We start from the raw sequence: 19358 nt of genomic DNA, 5'->3' as shown, positions 1-19358 counted from the left end.
TCATGGATGGGCAATCCCAAACGCAATATCGACGCCTTTCGCTCGGTCGATGCCAGCCACCCCCAGTTCGTCAGCGCGGTGTCGCGGGCGTTCGCGATCCTGCGCTGCTTCGAGCGCGGGGAGCGCTATCTCGGCAATCGGGACATCGCCCAGCGCACCGGCCTGCCCAAGCCGACGGTGTCGCGGCTCACGTTCACCCTTTCAGCGCTGGGCTATCTCAGCTATTCGGCGCGTGAGGAAAAATACGCGCTCGGCACCGGTGTGCTGGCGCTGGGCCACGCCTTCGTCAAGGGCAACGATGTGCTGAGCGTGGCGCGTCCGCTGCTGCGCGAGTTGGCCGACTACACCCAGTCGGCGGTCATGCTGGGCGCGGCAGACGGATTGCGCATGCTGGTGCTTGAGGTATGCCAGGGCGATCGCACGTTCGAAATGAAATTGGAAACCGGCTCGCACGTGCCGCACGGAACGACCGCGCTGGGCCGTGCCGATCTGGCCGCGCGGCCGTTGGAGGTCTTCGAGAAAAAACTGCTGGAGCTGGAGCGCGAATGCGATCCGGCGGCCTGGCCGAACATTCGCGCCGGGCTGGTGCGCGCACGCCACGATGTCGAAAACTTCGGCTTCTGCTTTTCGCTGGGCGACTGGAACCCCGACGTGTTCGCCATCGGCGTGCCGATGGTATCGGCCGATCGCACGCGCGTGCTGGCGTTCAACTGCAGCGGCCGGCTGTCCACGATGACGCGCGAAAAACTCATCCACGATTTCGGACCGCGCCTGCTGGCGCTGCGCAATACCGTTTACGAAGCGACCGAAGGCCACTTTTAAGCACGCTCACCACCCGCTGCTGTACTGGAGATTCACCGCTATGAATTTCAGTTCCTGGCCACCCGGTTTGCCGCACGACCTCGTCGTGCCGCAGACATCGCTCTATTTCAACCTTGAGGTCGCCGCCGCGCGCTATCCCGAGCGCCCGGCGATCATCTACTACGACAGCGTGATCAGCTACCGCGAACTCAAGCGGCAGGTCGATGCGCTGGCGGGTTTTCTGCAGCAGCGTTGTGGCGTGGCCAAGGGCGATCGCGTGGCGCTGTACGCGCAGAACAGCCCGCAGTTCGTCATTGCGTACTACGCGATTCTGCGCGCCGACGCGGTGGTGGTGCCGATCAACCCGATGAACCTGCACGACGAGCTGAAGCACATCATCAAGGACAGCGGCTCGACCGTGATCGTGTTCGACCAGGCGCTGGCCGCCAACGTCACGCCGCTGATCAGCGGCGGTATCGTGCAGCATGCGATCGCGGCGACGTATTCCGACTACCTCACTACGCCAACCGATCTGCCGGTGCCCGAGGCCGTTTCGGCGCCGCGCGCGCCGATCGATGGCGCGCTCGCATGGAGCGACGCGCTGGCAGCGCAACTAAAGCCTTCCGCGCACAGCGCGGGCGCGAGCGACTACGCTGTGATTCCCTACACCTCGGGCACTACCGGCGAGCCGAAGGGCTGCACGCATACGCACGCCAGCGTGATGCATACCGCCGTCTGCGCGGTCGAATGGGTGCGCATGGCGAAGGATGGCATCGCCCTGGCCTGTCTGCCGATGTTCCACGTGACCGGCATGCAGAACGGCATGAACTCGCCGATCTGGCTGGGCGGGACGATGGTGATCATGACGCGCTGGGACAAGCGCTGCGCCGCGCAGCTGATCGCGCGCTACAAGGTCACCTCGTGGACGGCGATCCCGACGATGCTGATGGATTTTCTCAACCAGCCGGATCTGCGCGGCGAGGAGCTGGCCTCGCTATCGGTGCTGTCGGGCGGCGGCGCGGCAATGCCCAAGGCGGTCGCCGAACGGATCGAATCGCTGTGGGGCATTCCGTATATCGAAGGCTACGGCATGTCCGAAACCATGGCGCCCACGCATATCAACCCGCCGCAGGCGCCGAAGGCGCAGTGTCTCGGCCTGCCGATCTGCAACACGCGCGCGATCATCGTCGATCCGGTGACGCTGGAGCGCGTGCCGCTGGGCGACGCGGGAGAGGTCATCGTCAACGGGCCGCAGGTGCTGACCGGCTACTGGAACAATCCCGCGGCCACGGCGGCCGCCTTTGTCGAAGTGGATGGCGTGCGCTACCTGCGCACGGGAGATCTGGCCTATGAGGACGAGCAGGGCTACTTTTTCATGGTCGATCGGGTCAAGCGCATGATCAATGCGTCGGGCTACAAGGTCTGGCCGGCCGAAGTGGAGGCGCTGCTGTACGGCCATCCGGCGGTGCAGGAAGCCTGCGTGATCGGCTATCACGACGCGCATCGCGGCGAGAGCGTCAAAGCGCTGGTGGTGCCGCGTTCCGGCGTGCAGGCCGACGCCGAACACATCATCGCCTGGGCGCGCGAGCATATGGCCGCATACAAGGTGCCGCATGCGATCGAATTCGTCGACAGCCTGCCCAAGACCGCCACCGGCAAGGTGCAGTGGCGTGCGCTGCAGGAGCAGGAAAACGCTCGTGCGCACGCAGCTGCCCATTGATGCGTTGCCAATACACTGATGTTTTCGAATAGCCGTCTGGACGTCCGATGAGCCAATGCGACAATTACCGCCATTTCCTTCCGGTGCCCACGCGCTGGAAGGACAACGACATCTACGGCCACGTCAACAACGTCGAGTACTACAGCTATTTCGATACGGTCATCAACACGTATCTGATTCTCGAAGGCGGGCTGGATATCCACGCCGGCGGCGTGATCGGCGTATGCGCCGAATCGCACTGCAAGTTTCTCGGCGAGCTGGCCTTTCCGGAGACCATCGACGCCGGGCTGCGCGTCGAGCATCTGGGCAACTCCAGCGTGCGCTACGGCATCGGCCTGTTCCGTCCCGGCAGCGACACGCCGGCGGCGGAAGGCTGGTTCGTGCACGTGTTCGTCGATCGCGCCCATCGGCGTCCTACGCCGTTGCCGGCACCCATGCGCGCCGCGTTGGAAAAGCTGAGGACGACGCCATGAAGGTGCGCGCTGCGGTGCTGCGCGAAATGGGTTTGCCCGCGCCTTACGCGCAATCGAAGCCGCTTGCCATCGAGACCATCGAACTGGCGCCGCCGGGCCGCGGCGAACTGCTGGTGCGGGTACTTGCAGCGGGCCTGTGTCACTCCGATCTATCGGTCATCGACGGCTCGCGCCCGCGGCCGATGCCGATGGTGCTGGGACACGAGGCGACTGGTGAGATTGTCCAGCTGGGTGCGGGTGTCGACGGTTTCGCGGTGGGCGACCGCGTGGTGTTTTCGTTCGTGCCGATGTGTGGCCACTGCGAGCCGTGCGCCGCAGGCCGGCCGGCGCTGTGCGAACCGGGCGCACAGGCGAATGCGGGAGGCCGCCTGCTCGGCGGCGGCATGCGCTGGCACGACGCGGACGATGCGCCGCTGCAGCACCATCTGGGCGTATCGGGCTTTGCCGAGTACACCGTCACGTCGGCGCATTCGGCCGTGCGTATCGACCGCGATCTGCCGCCTGAAATCGCCGCCTTGTTCGGCTGCGCGGTGATGACCGGCGTGGGCGCGGTGATCAACACGGCGCGCGTGGCGCCCGGTGAAAGCGTGGCGATCTTCGGCCTCGGCGGCGTCGGTCTCGCGGCCCTGCTCGGTGCGCGGGCGGCGTCGGCGTACCCGCTGATAGCGGTGGACACCGTGCCCGAAAAGCTGGCGCTGGCGCGCGAGCTGGGTGCGGATCTGACCATCGACGCAAGCCGCGAAGATGCGGTGACGGCCATCCGCGAGCACACGCGCGGCGGCGCCATGCACGTGATCGAATCGGTCGGCAACGAAAAGGTGCTGGCACAGGCCTACGCGGCGACCCGGCGTGGGGGCAGTACCGTCACGGTCGGCTTGCCGGGGCCGCAGCAGATGTTGAGCATTCCCGCGGTGAGCCTCACCGCCGAAGAGCGCACCATCAAAGGTTCCTACATGGGCTCGGCCGTGCCCAGTCGCGACATCCCGCGCTATGTCGCGCTGTATCGCCACGGCCGACTGCCGGTCGATCGGCTGCTGTCGCACCGGCTGAAGCTCGACGACATCAATGTCGGTTTCGATCGGCTCAAGCGCGGTGAAGCGATACGTCAGGTCGTGCTGTTTGACTGAGGGGCGTACCGCTCAGAGCTTGCTCGATATTGAACAGGCTCTTTAGGCGGCAGCGATAAACAGCCCGACCACGCAGCCCATGGCGGCGAACCAGATCAGGCTGCGCAGCGCCGCCAGGTTGGCGATGTAGAGCACGCCGTAGATCAGCCGCAGCGCGACCCAGGCGATGGAAAGCACATCGATGGCATGCTGCGAGGCGTGAGCATACTGGGCGACCAGCACGGCGGCGGCGAACGCGGGGAACGCCTCGAAGCTGTTGAGCTGCGCCGCGTTGGCGCGACTCGCCGGTCCCTTGAGGTTCGCCAGAAAGTCGCGCGGATGCTGGTTGGCGCGCAGGTCGTAGCGCCCCATCGACTTGGCTACGCCGGTCCACAGAAACGGCATCAGCAAGCCGACCAGCACGCACCAAAGCCCTATCGTCATCACGCTACTTCCCCTTGTGTTTAATCAACGCAGAGGCCGATCGCTCCGTTGAGGTCAGCCCCTGTATCACCCCATCAACCGCTTCAGATTTCCCGATCGCCGACCAACACCACGTCGGCGGGACGGTGTGCGAACAGGCCGACGGTGACGACGCCGGCGAGCTGGTTAAGATCGCTTTCCATCGCGCCGGGATCGGTGAGCTGCCAGCCGTGCACGTCGATGATCCAGTTGCCGTTGTCGGTGATCACGCCGTCGCGCCACACCGGCTGGCCGCCGCGCTTGACGATCTCGCGGCCGATCAGGCTGCGCGCCATCGGAATCACTTCGATCGGTACCGGAAACTTGCCGAGCAGCTCGACCTGTTTGCTGGAGTCGATGATGCAGACGAATTTCTTCGACGCTGCGGCGACGATTTTCTCGCGCGTCAGCGCCGCGCCGCCGCCCTTGATCAGGCGCCGGTGCGTATCGCACTCGTCCGCGCCGTCGATGTAGATATGCAGCGGGCCGGCGCTGTTTAGGTCGAGTACCGGGATGCCGACTTTCTTCAAATGCGCGGTGGACTGCTCCGAACTCGATACCGCACCCTGGATGCGGTCTTTCAAGTCGGCCAGCGCGTCGATGAAAAACGCCACGGTAGAGCCGGTGCCGACGCCGACGATCGCGCCGTCCTCGACAAAGCGGATGGCGGCTTCGCCGGCCTGGCGTTTTTCGTTGGCGTTGCTGGTGCTCATGCGTCGATTCTCTGCGGATTCATTCGGTCGGATGGGTTTGGCCGTCCAAACGCTAGCGCCGGGCGGAGGTTTGGCGAATCGGTTTGCAACTTATTCCAGGGCGAGAATCGTACGCCACTCGGCCGCGCTGACCGGCATCACGGACAGCCGGTTGCCCTTGCGCACCAGGGCCATGTCGGACAGCGCTTCGACGCCTTTGAGTTCGTCCAGGCTGATGGTGCGGCTGAGCTTTTTGACGAATTTCACTTCGACCAGCATCCAGCGCGGCTCTTCCGGCTTGCTGGCGGGGTCGAAATAATCGCTTTTCGGATTGAACTGGCTGGGGTCGGGATAGGCATCTGTCGCCACCTCGGCGAGGCCGACGATGCCCGGCACGGCGCAGTTGGAGTGGTAGAAAAACACCTTGTCGCCGGGGCGCATGCCGTCGCGCATGAAGTTGCGCGCCTGGTAGTTGCGCACGCCATCCCACGGCTCCTGGCCTTTGCGCTTCAGATCGTCGATGGAGAACGTGTCCGGCTCGGATTTCATCAGCCAGTGTTTCGGTTTCGCGGTCATGCGTTCGTCTCATTGTCTTCGGCCGCGTTGCAGTCGATCAGCTCGCACTCGGTGGCGATGAAATCCAGCGGCACGTCCCAGTCGGCTTCCTCGAGTTGCGGCAGTTCCTGGAAAGCGTAGGCGATACCGACCAGCAGCGGCTCGGTCGGGCGCACCTGCTCGTTGAGAAAGGCGAAGCTGCGATCGTAATAGCCGCCGCCGTAGCCCAGCCGCTGGCCGCGACGATCGAAGCCGAGCAGCGGCACCAGCACCAGGTCGATCTGAAAAGGTTCGAACAGTTCGCGCGGATGGACCGGCTCCGGAATGCCATAACGGTTGGGCTGCACGTCGTCGCCGGACTGGTACGGCGCAAACTTCAGCTTCTGTCCCTTGCCGACGATGGGCAACAGAAACTGCTGGCCGCGCTGGGCCAACGGTGGAATTACCAGGTTCAGCGGCAGCTCGCCCTGGGTAGCCCAGTAGCCGGCGACGCGCGCGTCGGTCAGGTATTCGGGCAACTGCTCGAGGCTGCGGCGCAGGCCCTGCGCGGCGGCGATACGTTCGGCGGGGGCGAGCGCGCGTCGGCGTTCGGCCAGACTCTGGCGAAGCTCGCGGCGTTGGGCGGTGGCGTCCACGTGTCGCGCGTCTCCATCGAAAGCGCGCTTGGTTGGCGTCGCTGCGTGTTGCTGGTTGTCGGCGCTTCACCCTGACGTCGTGAACAGGCGACAGCCGGAAAGAGGTGGCGTTAACCGCGATGCCGCTGCCCACCAAACGACCTTGATCCAAAATGGATCAGGTGGGAGGGCTACATGGTCTACAGGCTTTCCGCACGAAGCGGACATGCGCAACAACCGATGTGAAGCCGACCCGGGGCCGTAATTAGGAACAAGGCAAATGTAAGAGTGTGCTGGCGCACATCGCAGAAAACGCCGGGTTTGATTTTATGCTCTTGCTGCCGAATGTGCCACCGGCGTCGGACTGGCCGGGTTCATGAATTCGCGCGGCAGCACGGCACTCGAACCGATTGTCGCGGCGGCGTGAGCCGTCGGGCGACACCGCTTTCACGTAGGCGCAATCAGCGCTTCAGTCCGTCCATTTCCAGCGCGGCATCCAGCTTGCTGCGAAGCGCCGCGAGGCCGTGGCTGAGCCGCTGCTCCTGGCCATCGTGCTGCTTGCGCAGCAGCAGGAACTCGTGCGCTACGCTGATGGCGGTGAGGACCGCCAGCCGTTCGAAGCTGGGCGCCTTGGCATTGGCGCGCAGCTCGCGCATCTTGCGATCGAGAAAGCTGGCCGCCTCGATCAGGCCCTCGCGCTCTTCCGGTTCGCAGGCAATCAGAAACTCGCGATCGATCAGCCGCAGGGCGACCGGTTCAGTGCTCATATGCTGTCCTTATTCCCCGTGCGCCAAACGCCGCATGCCCGACCGCACGCGCTCAACCGTTGCTTTCCAGCGATTTCAGCCGCTGGATCATCGCTTCGACCCGCCCGCGCGCCTGTTCGTTGCGCGCCAGCAACCCTGCGCGCTCGCCGGACAGTTGCTCCTGGCTATGTCGCAGGCTGCGGTTTTCCTCGTTCAGCCGACGCACCGTTTCCAGCAGCCGATCAAGCTGCTGGCTCAGCGCGGCCAGCTCCTCGCGGACAGGATCGGAACGGACAGGGTCGGGTGTGCTCATGGTCGAAACTATAGCAGGAGGCCCGTCGGGATTTGGCGTGCCATTGTCCGGTTGCGAAGGAATCCGTCGGGCAACGTCGCCTGCATTAAACTGGTCGTCATTCTTTGACGGAGCACGGCCATGGCGGACAACGAGCCGGTGGGTTACGACGAACTCGATACGCTGGCCATCAGCCTTCGTCTGGGCACCGAGGCCAGCGAACTGCACGGTTCGCTGTGCGGCTATCTGGCCGGCGGTGGTCTGCTGGGCAAAGTGGCGCTGCTGTCGGCGCTACAGCTCGATGGCGAGGCCACGCATCCCTCGACCGACGATCAGGCGCTGCTGGATAAGCTGGCCAGGCAGTGCGAAACCGAACTGGCCGATCCCGAGCTCGGCTTCGAGCCGCTGCTGCCGGCGGACGATCGTCCGCTCACCGAGCGCGCCGAAGCGATGGTCGATTGGTGTCGCGGCTTTCTCGGCGGCTTCGGCCTGGCCGGCACCGGCGCACACGCGCAGCTGTCGGAGGAAGCGCAGGAGGTGCTGCGCGACCTCGGCACCATCGCGGCATCGTCGTTCGACTTCGGCAATGAAGACGAAGACGAGGATGCGCTGATCGAAGTACAGGAGTTCGTGCGCATCGGCGCGATGTTGCTGCACACCGAATGCACGGCGCACGGCAAATCGGCCAGCGGCACCCTGCATTGAAGCGAGCGGCACCCAAACTTTCCGCCATCGGATCGGCCGGTTTCGGTGCCGGCGGCGTCAGTCTGGCGTCGCTGGCGATCACGCCGGAAGAGTTCGCCAGCCGCCGTCGCCAGCTGATGCAGATGGCCGGCGACGATGCGGTAATGCTGGTCGCCGCCGCGCCCGAGCGTATGCGCAATGCGGATGCGGCGTGGCCATACCGGCAGGATTCGGATTTTCACTACCTGGCCGGCTTTCCCGAGCCGGAGGCGGTGCTGGCACTGCTGCCCGGTCGCCAGCACGGCGAGGCGGTGCTGTTCTGCCGCGAGCGCGACGCGGTGCACGAGCGCTGGCACGGCGAGTCGATCGGCACGGACCGCGCGGTCGCCGAATTCGGCATGGACGACGCGTTTCCGATCGAGGACATCGACGACATCCTGCCCGGCATGATCGAGGGGCGCGCGAGGGTCTACTGCCATTTCGGCAGCGAGCCCGAATTCGATGCGCGCCTGCTCGGCTGGATGCGCCGGCTGCGCCAGCTGCGCGGCGGCGGCGTGGTGCCGAAGGAGTTCGTGGCGCTCGGTCATCTGCTGCACGATCTTCGGCTGTACAAATCGCGCGCCGAGCTGAGGCTGATGCGCGCGTCGGCCTCGATCGCGGTGGATGCGCATCTGGCCGCGCTGCAGGTGGCCGTGCCCGGCCGGCGCGAATACGAAGTGGAGGCCGAACTGCTCAGCGTCATGCGCAGCCGCGGCGCGGTGTCGGCGTTCGCGCCGACGGTCGCCGGCGGCGCCAACGCCTGCGTGATGCACTACCAGAGCAATCGCGCGGCGCTGCGCGAGGGCGACTTGCTGTTGATCGATGCGGGCGCCGAACTCGATTGCTACGCGTCGGATATCAGCCGCACGTTTCCGGTCGGCGGTCGTTACAGCCGTGAGCAGCGCGCCCTGTACGAAGTGGTGCTTGCCGCGCAGCTGGCCGCGATCGACGAAGTGCGGCCCGGCCATCCGTTCAACGCGCCGCACGCCGCGGCGGTTCGGGTGCTTGCCGAAGGCCTGTGCGAACTGGGTCTGCTCAAGGGCAGCGCGGACGCGGCGATTGCCGACGAAAGCTACAAGCGCTTCTTTCCGGCCAAGACTGGCCACTGGCTGGGCATGGACGTGCACGACGTCGGCGACTATCGGGTCGGCGGCGAGTCGCGCGTGCTGGAGCCCGACATGGTGCTGACCGTCGAACCCGGCCTTTACATTCCGCCGGACGATCGCTCGGTGGCCGAGCGCTGGCGCGGCATCGGCATCCGTATCGAGGACGATGTGGCGGTCACGCGCGATGGCCACGAAGTGCTGACCGAGCGCATGCCGAAAGAGGCTGAGGCGATCGAGGCTCTGCTGGCGGATCGTTGAGTGCGGCTCTGCAGCTGGCTGTTTGTCCAGAAAACTCCGAAGTTTCAAGCGCTACTCGATGAAGGTGAAAGCGCTAATGCCGGCCACGCTACTTCGTTGATATTGGCGCTTGCGGCCGGACGGTAGTGGGCGCCAGCAGCGCTGGTGCGAGCCGGTGCGGCGTCGCCTCCACAGCAACGGGCGCATTGGCATGGGGCGCAAACAGCAGCCAGCCGATCAGCACCAGCAAGGCGATCTTGGCCAACGCCACAACAGCCACCTCGACGACTACGCGACCCAGCGGGCGCCTGGCGTGCACATGGCGGTAATGACGATAGCTGGATGGCGAAGAGTCGATGCGATGGTGCTCCGTGAAGGTGTTTTTCAGCGTACGTTCAACGGTCATCGCGTGGATGCCCGCGTACGAAGATCTCAGCTCAACAGCGCGAACGCATCGCGCGTCAGGTTCTCCGGTGCGTCGTCGGTGCATACGACGTCGTCCTCGATGCGAATGCCGCCGAACTTTCGGAAGGCATCGACCTTGTTCCAGTCGATATCGCTGGCGACCGGCTGGCCGCGAAGTTCTTCCAGCAGCATGTCGATGAAGTACAGGCCCGGCTCGATCGTCACCACCATGCCCGGCTCCAGCATGCGCGTCATGCGCAGATACGGATGGCCGTCTGGACGGCTGATCGTGCCGCCACGTTCGCTCTGCTGAAAACCGGCGACATCGTGCACTTGCAGGCCGATCGGATGACCGAGCCCATGCGGCATGAAGGTGCTTGTGACGCCCGAGGCTACGGCGCTCTCTGCGCTCATGCGGATAAAGCCGTGTTCGCGCAACACCTCGGCCAGCACGTGATGCGCATGGATATGCAGCTCGGGATAGCTCTGGCCCGCGCGCACTTTGCCTGCAAAGCCCTGTTGTGCCTGGTCGACGCTGTCGATCAGGGCCTGAAATTCGGCGGCGCCAGCCGCGGCGTAGGTGCGCGTAATGTCGCTGGCATAGCCGGCGGCGCTGGCGCCAGCGTCGATCAGGAACGAGCGGCTCTGCGCCGGCGCCGTGCGATCGAAATGCGTGTAATGCAGCACGGCGCCGTGTTCGTTGAGCCCGACGATGCTGGCATACGGCAGTTCCGCGTCGCTTTGGCCGGCGGCGACGAGATACGCCATATGGATACCGAACTCGCTTTCACCCGCTCGAAACGCCTGCTCGGCGGCGCGGTGCGCGCGGGTGCCGATGCGGTTGGCCTCGCGCATCAGCTCCAGTTCGTACGGTGTCTTGTGGCTGCGATACCAGTGCAGGTAGTCGAGTACGGCCGGCGGATTGTTCGCCTCGACGCCGTCCATCGCCGCATAACCCGCGGCAATCACCGCGCGGTTCCCGTCAGGCAACTGCGCCACGGCCTCGGCCGCGGTGCGCACAATGCTTATATCGAACGCATCGACCCAGTAACCGCCGGGCTCACCCGGCACCACGTGCCAGTAATCGCGCGGCTGCAGAAAGATCAGCTTGGGCTTGCTGCCAGGCGTGTAAACGATCCAGCTGCCCGGTGCATCGGTCAGCGGCAGCCAGTGTTTGAAGTGCGGGCTGACGATGAAGGGCTGGTCCTGATCGTCGAGAAACTTGCGCAGCGGCATGCCCGCGGCGATCAGCAGATGATCGAAGCCGGCCAGCGCCAGCGCCTTGTCGGCGCGCTCGCGCAGGGTGCTGAGATGATCGGGATAAAGCGAGGCGAGGCTGGCGGCGGGCATGGATTTTCCTGCAGATGAGCGCCGAGGCGTGAGCGTCACGCACGGCCTGATTGCTCATGATAAGACCAGACAACCACGCGCGTGACGGCGCGCGGCGGAAGCGCCGTCGGCCGCTCAGTCCGCCAGGCGATCAGTTCCGGTCGAGCCAGCCGTGGAGCCGCTCGGCGTCGGTATCGCTGATCGCCACGATCCGGTAGCCGGCCCACACCTGGCCTGGACTAGCCGCGTGATCGTGCCACTGCTCCTGGATGCCCACCTCGATCAGCGCAGCGGAGCTTGGGTCCTGGCCCGGTTCGGGCAGCGGCAGCTTCACCTGGAACAGTGCTTCGCTGCGCGGCGCCTGCGTGCTGATCAGCAGCATGCCGTTGCTGGACAGATTGCCGACGTAGCCCATCATGCGGCCGCTGATGGCGTCGGTGACCTGCGCGGGAAAGGTCACTCGCTTGCGTTCGATGCGGCGCTTTTCGCCGTAGACTTCGCGGATATTCATGGACGGTCTGACTCCTGTCGTTGCGTTTGTCCCAAGATGGTGGACTGGCGCAGGCTGCCGGTGAGGCTGCGCCAGGCGCGGTCGAGCAGCCCTTCGCGCTGCGCCGGTACCTGGCTGACGCGGCCGGCCACGATTTCGTGTGCGAGCTGCGCAATATTCATTTCCTCGCCGCGCTGGCCGCGCTGCGTCACCAGCAGACAGCGGCCGGATATCGGCGAATGCCAGACCAGTTTGCGTCGCACCATGCGCCGGCTGACGGGATCGATAAATTCGAACCAGCTGCCAAAGGGCAGGTCGCGCAGATGCTGCTGCATGGCGAGCTCGCGCGGATCGATCGTGGCCTCCTGCGCGATCTCCGGAGCCGCTGATTCCTGGTTGGCGCTTTCGCCCAGCCGCTGGTGCTGCTTTAGCCGCAGCGCCAGATCGGTGGTGCTGGGCAAGTCGATATTGGCATCCGGATCGTCCAGCCCCAGCAGCCGTTGCGCGACCTGCACGGCTTCTTCGGCGTGCATGCCGATCTGCTGCAGGCCTACTTCCACGTCGACCTGCAGCTGTTCGACATCGCGTATCGGCAGGCGGCCCAGCAGCTGGTCGGTGATCGCCAGCTGTGCCTCGAACGCGCCGCTGTGTTCGCCGTGGCGCAGCAGGGTCAGCGCCAGCACGTCGGACCACGCGCGATCGAGCAGTGCACGCAGCAGACCGCGCGGCGGCGCCTGTGCAAAACGCTCGGCCATGTACTCGCTGGCCCGCTGGCGCGCCTGATCGAGCCGCTCGCGGCCCTTGGCCGCTTCCAGATGGCGACTCTCGGCGGTCTGCGCCTTGCGCGTCAGCAGCGATAGATGATGTTCGATATCGGCCAGCAGGCTGGTGTAGAGGCCTGCGGTCGGCGGCTCCTGATTGGCGCGCGCGACCAGCTGGTCGAGCTTGGCCGCCAGCGGACGGCCGCTTTCGTCGTCGCTGCCGTCGAGCCAGTCGTGCGCGGCAGCGGTGACGGTATCGAGCAGCTTGCGCGCAGGATGGTCGCGTTTTTCCAGAAACTCCGGTTCCGCCACCGCGATGCGTGTGACCGGCAGCTGCATGTTGCCGAGCAGGGCGTGCGCGTTCTCGCCGTTGCCGTGCAGCTGCTGGCCGAGCTGCTCGAACAGCATCGCAACCAGATCCACCGTGTCGCCCTGCTCAACGCTGAGCTGTGTCTGCGTTGCGCCGGCGGGCTTGCCGAGGTTGAGCTGGGTCAGCAGCTCTTCGCGTAGCCGCTGCGCGCTGCGCAATTCGCGGCTGGCCTGATCGGTGACCTTGACCAGGTGTTGCTGCAGCGCGCCGAGCGCGACCTGCAATTCATCCGCGCTGGCGGCGCGACCGGCGGGCTGATCGGGCGATGCGCTGCCGGTTGTGCGACGCTGGGTCAGCAGTTCGCGCAGCGATTCGAGCACCTCGATGGAGTCGCTGGGTGCCGCACCCGAAGCGCTGGCCTGACGGACTTTCTCCGTTGGCGCGGCGGCGGGTTCGGGCGCCACGGCGCCGGGTCGTGTGTTGACCTGGCGTGGCACCGGAATGCTGCGCAGCTCGGGCAGAATGCCGTCCTCCAGCAGCCTTGCGTTGACGGCGTCGTAGATCGGCGCCAGTGCCTGAATCAGCTGCTCCTCGACGCTCTGCATCAGCAGCAGGTGATGCTCCAGCGGCAGTTCGAGCACGAGGCTGGCGGTGTGGATGGCGCGCGTCAGTGCGTAGGGGCCGATGGGCAGCGAACGACCGTCCAGCGGCGGCGCGCCGATCAGCACCGCCAGCCGGTAGCCCAACTCGTAAAGCACGCTGTTGTGGCGCATTTCGCCGCGCGCGCCGAGCCGCTCGATCGACATCACCATTTCTTGCTCGGTCTGATCGAGCAGCTGCAGCGACAGCCGCGATCGCGGGCTGACCGGTAAGTCGGGTTTGAGCGAGGCCTTGTCGATCTCGTTGAAGGCCCCGGCCAGCTCATGCAAAAACCGCTCTTCGAACGCCACGCGGTCGTGCATCACGCGCAGGCGGCTGATCAGAAAATCCTGTTGCTGCTTGGGTAGCTTGGCGCTTTCGGCCTGCTTGAACAGCTTCTGCTCGAAATCACCCAGGCAATGATGCAGCGGTTCCTGCAGGCCTTCCACGCAGAGCGCGTAAGAAGAATCGAGCAGTCGCTGCGCGCGCGCAGGCCAGACTCCATCTTTCAGACGGAATGATTGATACGCCTCGAAACGACGACGTCGATTCTGCTCGACATCCATGATGCACTCGCCCTGTCCCCAATCGGTTGAGTTTATGCCGCTTGTCACGGACGCGCTACTCGATAATGGTGTAGGCGCGGGCAAAATCGAGGTGGAAGCGTCAATCCAGAAAACTGGCGATGACGTCGTTCAGAAAGCGCTGGCCGAGTGCGGTGGTCTGGAGTTTTTCCGGATCGTCGGTCAGCCAGCCGCGCTGGCGGGCGGCGGCCAGCGCGGGTTGAATCGTCTCCACGGGCAAGCCGGTACGCGAGGCGAAATCGGTCGCGGGCACGCCGTCGACCAGCCGCAGCGCATTGAGCATGTACTCGAACGGCAGCTCGGCGTCGTCGACCACGCTGTCGCCGCCGATGCGCTTCGCGCTGTCGCCGGCGTCCATATAGGCCTTGGGCAGGCGCGACTTCCAGCGACGGTGAACCGCGCCGCTGGCGGTGTCGCTGATCTTGCCGTGCGCGCCGGCACCGATGCCGAGGTAGTCGCCGAAGCGCCAATAATTGAGGTTGTGCGCGCAGCGCCGGCCGGCCTGGGCATACGCCGAAATTTCGTACTGACCGTAGCCGCCCGCAGCCAGCGCTTGCTCGCAGGCTTCCTGCATCGCCCAGGCGTGGTCGTCGTCGGGCAGCGGCGGCGGGTTGGCAGCGAAGGCTGTATTGGGTTCGAGCGTGAGCTGGTAGTGCGAGATATGCGTGGGCTGCAGCGCCACCGCGCGGGCGACATCGGCCAGCGCACCGTCGAGCTGCTGCTGGGGCAGGGCGTACATGAGGTCAAGATTGATGTTGCGGTAGCCGGCATCCTGCGCCGATTTCACCGCGGCTTCGGCCTCGGTCGCGGAGTGGATGCGACCCAGTCGCTTCAGCTTGTCGTCGTCGAAGCTCTGGATGCCAAACGAGATGCGGTTGACGCCGGCCGCCAGATAGCCGTCGAAACGGCCGTGTTCGACCGTGCCGGGATTGGTTTCCAGCGTGACTTCGACCTCGGCGTCGAACGGCAGGCGTGCACGCGCGCCGTCCAGAAACCGCTCGATCAGCGCCGGTGCAAACAGGCTTGGCGTGCCGCCGCCGAAGAACACGCTGACGATCGGGCGCTGTTCCAGCACCGCGCCGAAGTCGCGCCGGTCGGCGTCGAGATCGGCCAGCAGATGATCGATATAGGCCTCGTACGGCGGCGGCTCGCTGCGCAGCCCGTGCGAGTTGAAATCGCAGTACTGGCATTTTTTCACACACCAGGGCATGTGCACGTAGAGCGACAGCGGCGGTGCGATCAGCCTCGACATGGGTTCACCGTCATCGGATCAGCCAAGCTGCGCGCGGAGCCTGGACAGCGCCTGGCCGCGATGGCTGATGCGCGACTTCAGGGACGGATCGAGCTCGGCCGCACTGGCGCTCTGGCCGTCTGCGACAAACAGTGGGTCGTAGCCGAAACCTTGGACGCCGCGCGTTTCGCCGAGCACATGGCCATGCCAGCGACCTTCGGCGATCAGCGGCGCGGGGTCGTCCGCGTGCCGGATCAGCGCGAGCACGCAGATGAAGAAGGCGCCGCGCTGTTCCGGCGGCACGCCGTCCAGCTCGCGCAGCAGCTTGGCGTTGTTGGCCGCGTTATCGCCGTGCTTGCCGGCATAACGAGCGGAGTAAAGGCCCGGCGCGCCGCGCAGATGGTCGACGCACAGGCCGGAGTCATCCGCCAGCGCGGGCAGGCCGGTGGCGCGGGCGGCATGGCGTGCCTTCAGCAGCGCGTTTTCGACAAAGCTGAGGCCGGTCTCCTCGGCATCCTCCACGCCGAGACTGGCCTGCGTCACCACTTCAAAGCCGCTATCGGCCAGCAGCAGGTTGAACTCCGCGACCTTGCCGGGATTGCTGCTGGCCAGAACGATGCGCTGCATAACGGACTCAGCCGGCCGGCGTCAGCGCCGCGCGCTGTGCCAGCACCAGTTCGCCGATGCCTTTCTCAGCCAGCGCCAGCAGCGCGTTCATTTCGTCGCGGCGAAACGCGTGGCCTTCGGCGGTGCCCTGGACTTCGATGAATCCACCACCGTCGTTCATCACGACGTTCATATCGGTATCGCAGTTGGAGTCCTCGGCGTAATCCAGGTCCAGAACCGGCACGCCTTTGTAGATGCCGACCGAGATCGCCGCGACGGCGCCGACGATAGGGTTGCGCTTGAGGTTTTCGCGCTTCATCAGGTGATTGACCGCGTCGACCAGAGCGACGTAGGCACCGGTAATCGCGGCGGTGCGGGTGCCGCCGTCGGCCTGGATCACGTCGCAGTCGAGCGTGATGACGCGCTCGCCCAGCGCCTGCCGGTTGATGCAGGCGCGCAGGCTGCGGCCGATCAGCCGCTGGATCTCCATTGTGCGGCCGCCCTGGCCGCCGCGCGCGGCTTCGCGCTGCGTGCGGGTGTTGGTGGCGCGTGGCAGCATGCCGTACTCGGCGGTGACCCAGCCTTCGCCCTTGCCGCGCAGCCAGTTCGGCACGCGGTCCTCGATGCTGGCCGTGCACAGCACGCGGGTGTCGCCGAAGCTCACCAGCACCGAACCTTCGGCGTGGCGGGTGTAATGGCGTTCGATAGTGACGCTGCGCAGCTGGTCGCTGGCGCGGCCGCTGGGGCGGGTAACTGCATTCATGGAGGGCTTCGCTTCGGATCGCCGGGTTAAGCAGGGCGGGGCCGTAGAGTTTACCATTGCGTTCTCTCACGACGCCTGGATGTCACTCGAATGATTCGCAGCATGACGGCTTATGCCAGCGCTGAAACCACCGGCCCTGCAGGCACGCTCAGCTGCGAACTGCGCACGGTCAACCATCGCTATCTGGAACTGAGCCCGCGCCTGCCGGACGAACTGCGCGGCTTCGAGTCGCTGCTGCGCGAGCGCATTGCGGCCAAGTTGTCGCGCGGCAAGCTGGATATCACCGTGCGCCTGCGCGGCAACGATGCCCGCAGCGACAGCCTCAACATCAATGAAGCGCTGGTGTCCAAGCTGGCCGAACTGGCCTTGAGCATGCGCACGCGCTTTCCGCAGATGCGCGTCGAACTGACCGATTTGCTGCGCTTTCCCGGTGTGATGCAGCAGGCGGAGATCGATCCGGAAGCGCAGCAGGCCGCGCTGTTCGAGGTGCTCGATCGCGCACTCGACGCGCTCACGGCGACGCGCGAGCGCGAGGGCGAAAAGCTCGGCGAGATCCTGCGCGACAAGCTCGATGGGATCGAGCGCGTGGTCGCCGACGTACGCAGCTGGATGCCGGAAATCCGTGCGGCGTTGCGCACCCGCCTCGAAGGCCGGCTGGCCGACATCAAGCAGCCGATCGAGCCGGGCCGGCTTGAGCAGGAGCTGGTGATGCAGATCACCCGCACCGACGTGGACGAGGAGCTGGATCGTCTCAGCACGCATATCGGCGAAACCCGCCGCGTGCTGGGGCTGAAGGAGCCGGTCGGCCGCCGGCTGGATTTCCTGATGCAGGAGTTCAACCGCGAGGCGAACACGCTGGGCTCGAAATCGGTCGATACGCGCAGCACCAACGCGGCGGTCGAGCTGAAGGTGCTGATCGAGCAGATGCGCGAGCAGGTGCAGAACATCGAGTGACGCGTATCAACAACCGGATTTCCATAACCCGATCGGGTCGTCTCGATAATTCTCGCCAGTGAGGCCCGGTCGCCGAAATCTTGCAGTCAGAAGTTACTCGGACATCGATGGCGCGGACGGTGATTTCATCGCATGTTCAAACGCGCTGGCCGTCGTGATGAAGATCGTCCCCTCGTCGGCCGTCGTTCCAATGCCTTCGAAGTCGACCCTGAGATCCGCCATGGCCCAGCTGGCGCTGATGCCCTCGGCCGCTTTTCCCGTCCTGCCGTTCTGTCCGCGCGCCTTGGCCACCGAGGTAGGGGTGCCATACTTTTTTCTGAGCATGGCGTAGACGGCTTTCTGGCTGTCCAGTCCGCTGGTGCGCGCGACAACCCCCTGCACGGTGCCGTCCAGTATCACCAGCGCGAAGCTGCGCGCGTGGACGCCCGCCGCCAGCGCAGGTTCTTCGGCGCGGCTGAAGTGGACCGGCAGGGTTTTCGCGCGGCCATCCGCGCTTGTGTCGGCATGCGTCGGCGACTCCATGCAGGTGCTGTCGAGCGTCGGCGACCAGGACCTGCTGTCGAAGAGACCGTCTCGCGTGGTCGGGCAAGGGATCAGCGTCGGCGGCTGCCCCAACGCGAAACCCCAGACCTGAAGACTGGGTGCCGATCTGTGGCCCGTACTGCGGCTGAATTTGGCTGCCTGCGCGGTTGCGGATACGCTCGCGGCGCTCAGCGCGAGCATTAGAAAAAGCTTTGCCTTCATCTTGCTGCGTTTTTCCCTGTGGATAGCTGCAGCCTAACAAACATCCGGGCCGCCGAATTCAGTACGTTGGCCGAACGCCACAAGACCAGCGGAAGCTTCCGATCCGACGTGGCGGCCGAGCGGCCTGCGTTCAGCCGCTATACTTCGCCGATGAAAGCTGCCCCTTCGATGCCAACCGACTGTCTTCGCGCCGCCACGGATCGTTCGGGTGACGAAACGCTGCGGCGTTTCACCCTCTCGGTACGGCATCGGACCTGATCGGCATGAGTGCACCTGCGTCTACCGTTTCCACCGTCGATCTCGAAGGCACGCTGTTCGTCGTGGCCGCGCCGTCCGGCGCGGGCAAGTCGAGTCTGGTCAATGCACTGCTCGAGCGCGAGCCGGCCATCTCGCTGTCGGTGTCGCACACCACGCGACCGCCGCGGCAGGGCGAGCAGTACGGTCGGCACTATTTTTTTGTGGAGCGCGCGGAATTCGAGCGTGAGATCGGGGCGGGGATTTTTCTCGAGCACGCCGAAGTCCACGGCAATCTCTACGGCACGTCGCGCACCACCGTGCAGTCGCTGCTGGGTCAAGGCCGGGATGTGCTGCTGGAGATCGACTGGCAGGGCGCCGAGCAGGTCCGTCGCAGCAAGCCCGACTGCGTCAGCATTTTCATCCTGCCGCCCTCGCGGGCCGAGCTGGAGCGCCGGCTGCGCGGGCGCGGTTCGGACAGTGCCGAAGTGATCGAGCGTCGGCTGCATAACTCGCGTGGTGAAATTGCCCATGCGCACGAATTCGACTACATCCTGATCAACGATGCTTTTGCCGATGCATTGAATGATCTGCAGGCCATTGTGCGGGCGGTGCGCCAGCGCAGCGCGCTGCAGTGGCGGCGGCACGAGGCGCTGATCGCGGAGCTGCTGGCCGGAGGTTGAGCGATCTCAGGGCTGAGCGAGAGTTAAGCGGCGCGCGGGTATTCATGGTCTTCGTACGGCTCTTCGGCTACCTTGAACGTCTTCTTATCGCCGTTTCC

Annotated in this window: 22 protein-coding genes and 1 other RNA gene; 8 read left to right on the top strand and 15 right to left on the bottom strand. The window is 65.4% G+C overall.

Translation table 11 applies throughout. The annotated features are described in order from the left end of the window. Window positions 1–6: 6 nt before the first annotated feature. Genes HDE76_RS14265 through HDE76_RS14250 form a run of 4 tightly spaced genes read left to right on the top strand, consistent with a single transcriptional unit; the run spans window position 7 to window position 4121 of the window. Window positions 7–822: an IclR family transcriptional regulator gene (locus HDE76_RS14265; protein WP_179482574.1), complete on the top strand. Its 816-nt coding sequence runs from the start codon at window positions 7–9 to the stop codon at window positions 820–822. Between the two features lie 40 nt (window positions 823–862). After that, window positions 863–2521 (top strand): long-chain fatty acid--CoA ligase, encoded by a 1659-nt coding sequence (locus HDE76_RS14260; protein WP_184508558.1) that lies wholly within the window; start codon window positions 863–865, stop codon window positions 2519–2521. A 47-nt stretch (window positions 2522–2568) separates the two neighbouring features. Then, window positions 2569–2994, top strand: coding sequence for a thioesterase family protein (locus tag HDE76_RS14255; protein ID WP_184508555.1), 426 nt, complete (start codon window positions 2569–2571; stop codon window positions 2992–2994). Beyond that, window positions 2991–4121: a zinc-dependent alcohol dehydrogenase family protein gene (locus HDE76_RS14250; protein WP_184508552.1), complete on the top strand. Its 1131-nt coding sequence runs from the start codon at window positions 2991–2993 to the stop codon at window positions 4119–4121. The genes HDE76_RS14255 and HDE76_RS14250 overlap by 4 nt, the downstream gene beginning before the upstream one ends. Window positions 4122–4163: 42 nt before the next feature. On the opposite strand, the gene HDE76_RS14245 is transcribed toward HDE76_RS14250, so the two are convergent. From HDE76_RS14245 to HDE76_RS14215, 7 genes are all read right to left on the bottom strand, one after another. After that, a complete protein-coding gene (locus HDE76_RS14245) occupies window positions 4164–4544 on the bottom strand; it encodes an MAPEG family protein (RefSeq protein ID WP_184508549.1) in 381 nt (126 codons plus the stop codon). Between the two features lie 83 nt (window positions 4545–4627). Continuing rightward, on the bottom strand, window positions 4628–5275 hold the full coding sequence (rpiA, locus tag HDE76_RS14240) for a ribose-5-phosphate isomerase RpiA (protein ID WP_184508546.1): 648 nt from the start codon (window positions 5273–5275) through the stop codon (window positions 4628–4630). Window positions 5276–5365: 90 nt separating this feature from the next. Continuing rightward, window positions 5366–5830, bottom strand: a complete 465-nt coding sequence (locus tag HDE76_RS14235; RefSeq protein WP_184508543.1) for an EVE domain-containing protein — start codon at window positions 5828–5830, stop codon at window positions 5366–5368. Then, the gene (locus tag HDE76_RS14230; protein WP_184508540.1) at window positions 5827–6444 is read right to left on the bottom strand and encodes a 5-formyltetrahydrofolate cyclo-ligase; all 618 of its coding nucleotides are present in this window, start codon (window positions 6442–6444) and stop codon (window positions 5827–5829) included. Before HDE76_RS14230 ends, HDE76_RS14235 begins: the two co-directional genes overlap by 4 nt. A 107-nt stretch (window positions 6445–6551) precedes the next feature. Further along, window positions 6552–6738: non-coding RNA, 6S RNA (ssrS, locus tag HDE76_RS14225), on the bottom strand. A gap of 146 nt (window positions 6739–6884) precedes the next feature. Beyond that, a complete protein-coding gene (locus HDE76_RS14220) occupies window positions 6885–7190 on the bottom strand; it encodes a cell division protein ZapA (RefSeq protein WP_179482590.1) in 306 nt (101 codons plus the stop codon). A 52-nt stretch (window positions 7191–7242) separates the two neighbouring features. Beyond that, a complete protein-coding gene (locus HDE76_RS14215; protein ID WP_179482592.1) occupies window positions 7243–7482 on the bottom strand; it encodes a TIGR02449 family protein in 240 nt (79 codons plus the stop codon). A gap of 120 nt (window positions 7483–7602) precedes the next feature. Between HDE76_RS14215 and HDE76_RS14210 the strand changes: the two genes are divergently transcribed. Both HDE76_RS14210 and HDE76_RS14205 read left to right on the top strand, forming a co-directional pair. Then, window positions 7603–8166 carry a UPF0149 family protein gene (locus HDE76_RS14210; protein ID WP_179482594.1) on the top strand — a complete coding sequence of 188 codons (564 nt, stop codon included), beginning with the start codon at window positions 7603–7605 and terminating at the stop codon, window positions 8164–8166. Window positions 8167–8237: 71 nt separating this feature from the next. Then, window positions 8238–9548, top strand: coding sequence for an aminopeptidase P N-terminal domain-containing protein (locus HDE76_RS14205; RefSeq protein ID WP_255457919.1), 1311 nt, complete (start codon window positions 8238–8240; stop codon window positions 9546–9548). Window positions 9549–9636: 88 nt separating this feature from the next. Here HDE76_RS14205 and HDE76_RS14200 read toward each other — a convergent pair whose 3' ends face one another. From HDE76_RS14200 to rph, 7 genes are all read right to left on the bottom strand, one after another. Next, the gene (locus HDE76_RS14200) at window positions 9637–9933 is read right to left on the bottom strand and encodes a hypothetical protein (RefSeq protein ID WP_179482598.1); all 297 of its coding nucleotides are present in this window, start codon (window positions 9931–9933) and stop codon (window positions 9637–9639) included. A gap of 26 nt (window positions 9934–9959) precedes the next feature. Then, window positions 9960–11282, bottom strand: a complete 1323-nt coding sequence (pepQ, locus tag HDE76_RS14195; protein ID WP_179482600.1) for a Xaa-Pro dipeptidase — start codon at window positions 11280–11282, stop codon at window positions 9960–9962. Between the two features lie 130 nt (window positions 11283–11412). Further along, window positions 11413–11772, bottom strand: coding sequence for a PilZ domain-containing protein (locus tag HDE76_RS14190; protein WP_179482601.1), 360 nt, complete (start codon window positions 11770–11772; stop codon window positions 11413–11415). Next, window positions 11769–14027 (bottom strand): DUF1631 family protein, encoded by a 2259-nt coding sequence (locus HDE76_RS14185; protein WP_179482603.1) that lies wholly within the window; start codon window positions 14025–14027, stop codon window positions 11769–11771. The genes HDE76_RS14190 and HDE76_RS14185 overlap by 4 nt, the downstream gene beginning before the upstream one ends. Before the next feature lie 100 nt (window positions 14028–14127). Further along, window positions 14128–15297 (bottom strand): radical SAM family heme chaperone HemW, encoded by a 1170-nt coding sequence (hemW, locus tag HDE76_RS14180; RefSeq protein WP_184508537.1) that lies wholly within the window; start codon window positions 15295–15297, stop codon window positions 14128–14130. Between the two features lie 18 nt (window positions 15298–15315). Further along, on the bottom strand, window positions 15316–15903 hold the full coding sequence (rdgB, locus tag HDE76_RS14175; RefSeq protein ID WP_179482607.1) for an RdgB/HAM1 family non-canonical purine NTP pyrophosphatase: 588 nt from the start codon (window positions 15901–15903) through the stop codon (window positions 15316–15318). Window positions 15904–15910: 7 nt separating this feature from the next. Next, window positions 15911–16645: a ribonuclease PH gene (gene rph, locus HDE76_RS14170; protein WP_179482609.1), complete on the bottom strand. Its 735-nt coding sequence runs from the start codon at window positions 16643–16645 to the stop codon at window positions 15911–15913. Between the two features lie 90 nt (window positions 16646–16735). Here rph and HDE76_RS14165 point away from each other — a divergent pair, with 90 nt between their 5' ends. After that, on the top strand, window positions 16736–17599 hold the full coding sequence (locus tag HDE76_RS14165) for a YicC/YloC family endoribonuclease (protein ID WP_179482611.1): 864 nt from the start codon (window positions 16736–16738) through the stop codon (window positions 17597–17599). Window positions 17600–17692: 93 nt separating this feature from the next. Here HDE76_RS14165 and HDE76_RS14160 read toward each other — a convergent pair whose 3' ends face one another. Further along, a complete protein-coding gene (locus HDE76_RS14160; protein WP_179482613.1) occupies window positions 17693–18322 on the bottom strand; it encodes a hypothetical protein in 630 nt (209 codons plus the stop codon). A 284-nt stretch (window positions 18323–18606) separates the two neighbouring features. Here HDE76_RS14160 and gmk point away from each other — a divergent pair, with 284 nt between their 5' ends. Then, window positions 18607–19260, top strand: a complete 654-nt coding sequence (gene gmk, locus HDE76_RS14155) for a guanylate kinase (RefSeq protein WP_179482615.1) — start codon at window positions 18607–18609, stop codon at window positions 19258–19260. Window positions 19261–19358 lie beyond the last annotated feature (98 nt).

It is taken from the genome of Rhodanobacter sp. ANJX3 (genome assembly GCF_014200755.1).
Taxonomy (GTDB): domain Bacteria; phylum Pseudomonadota; class Gammaproteobacteria; order Xanthomonadales; family Rhodanobacteraceae; genus Rhodanobacter.
This window is presented reverse-complemented; position numbering and strand designations above follow the sequence as displayed.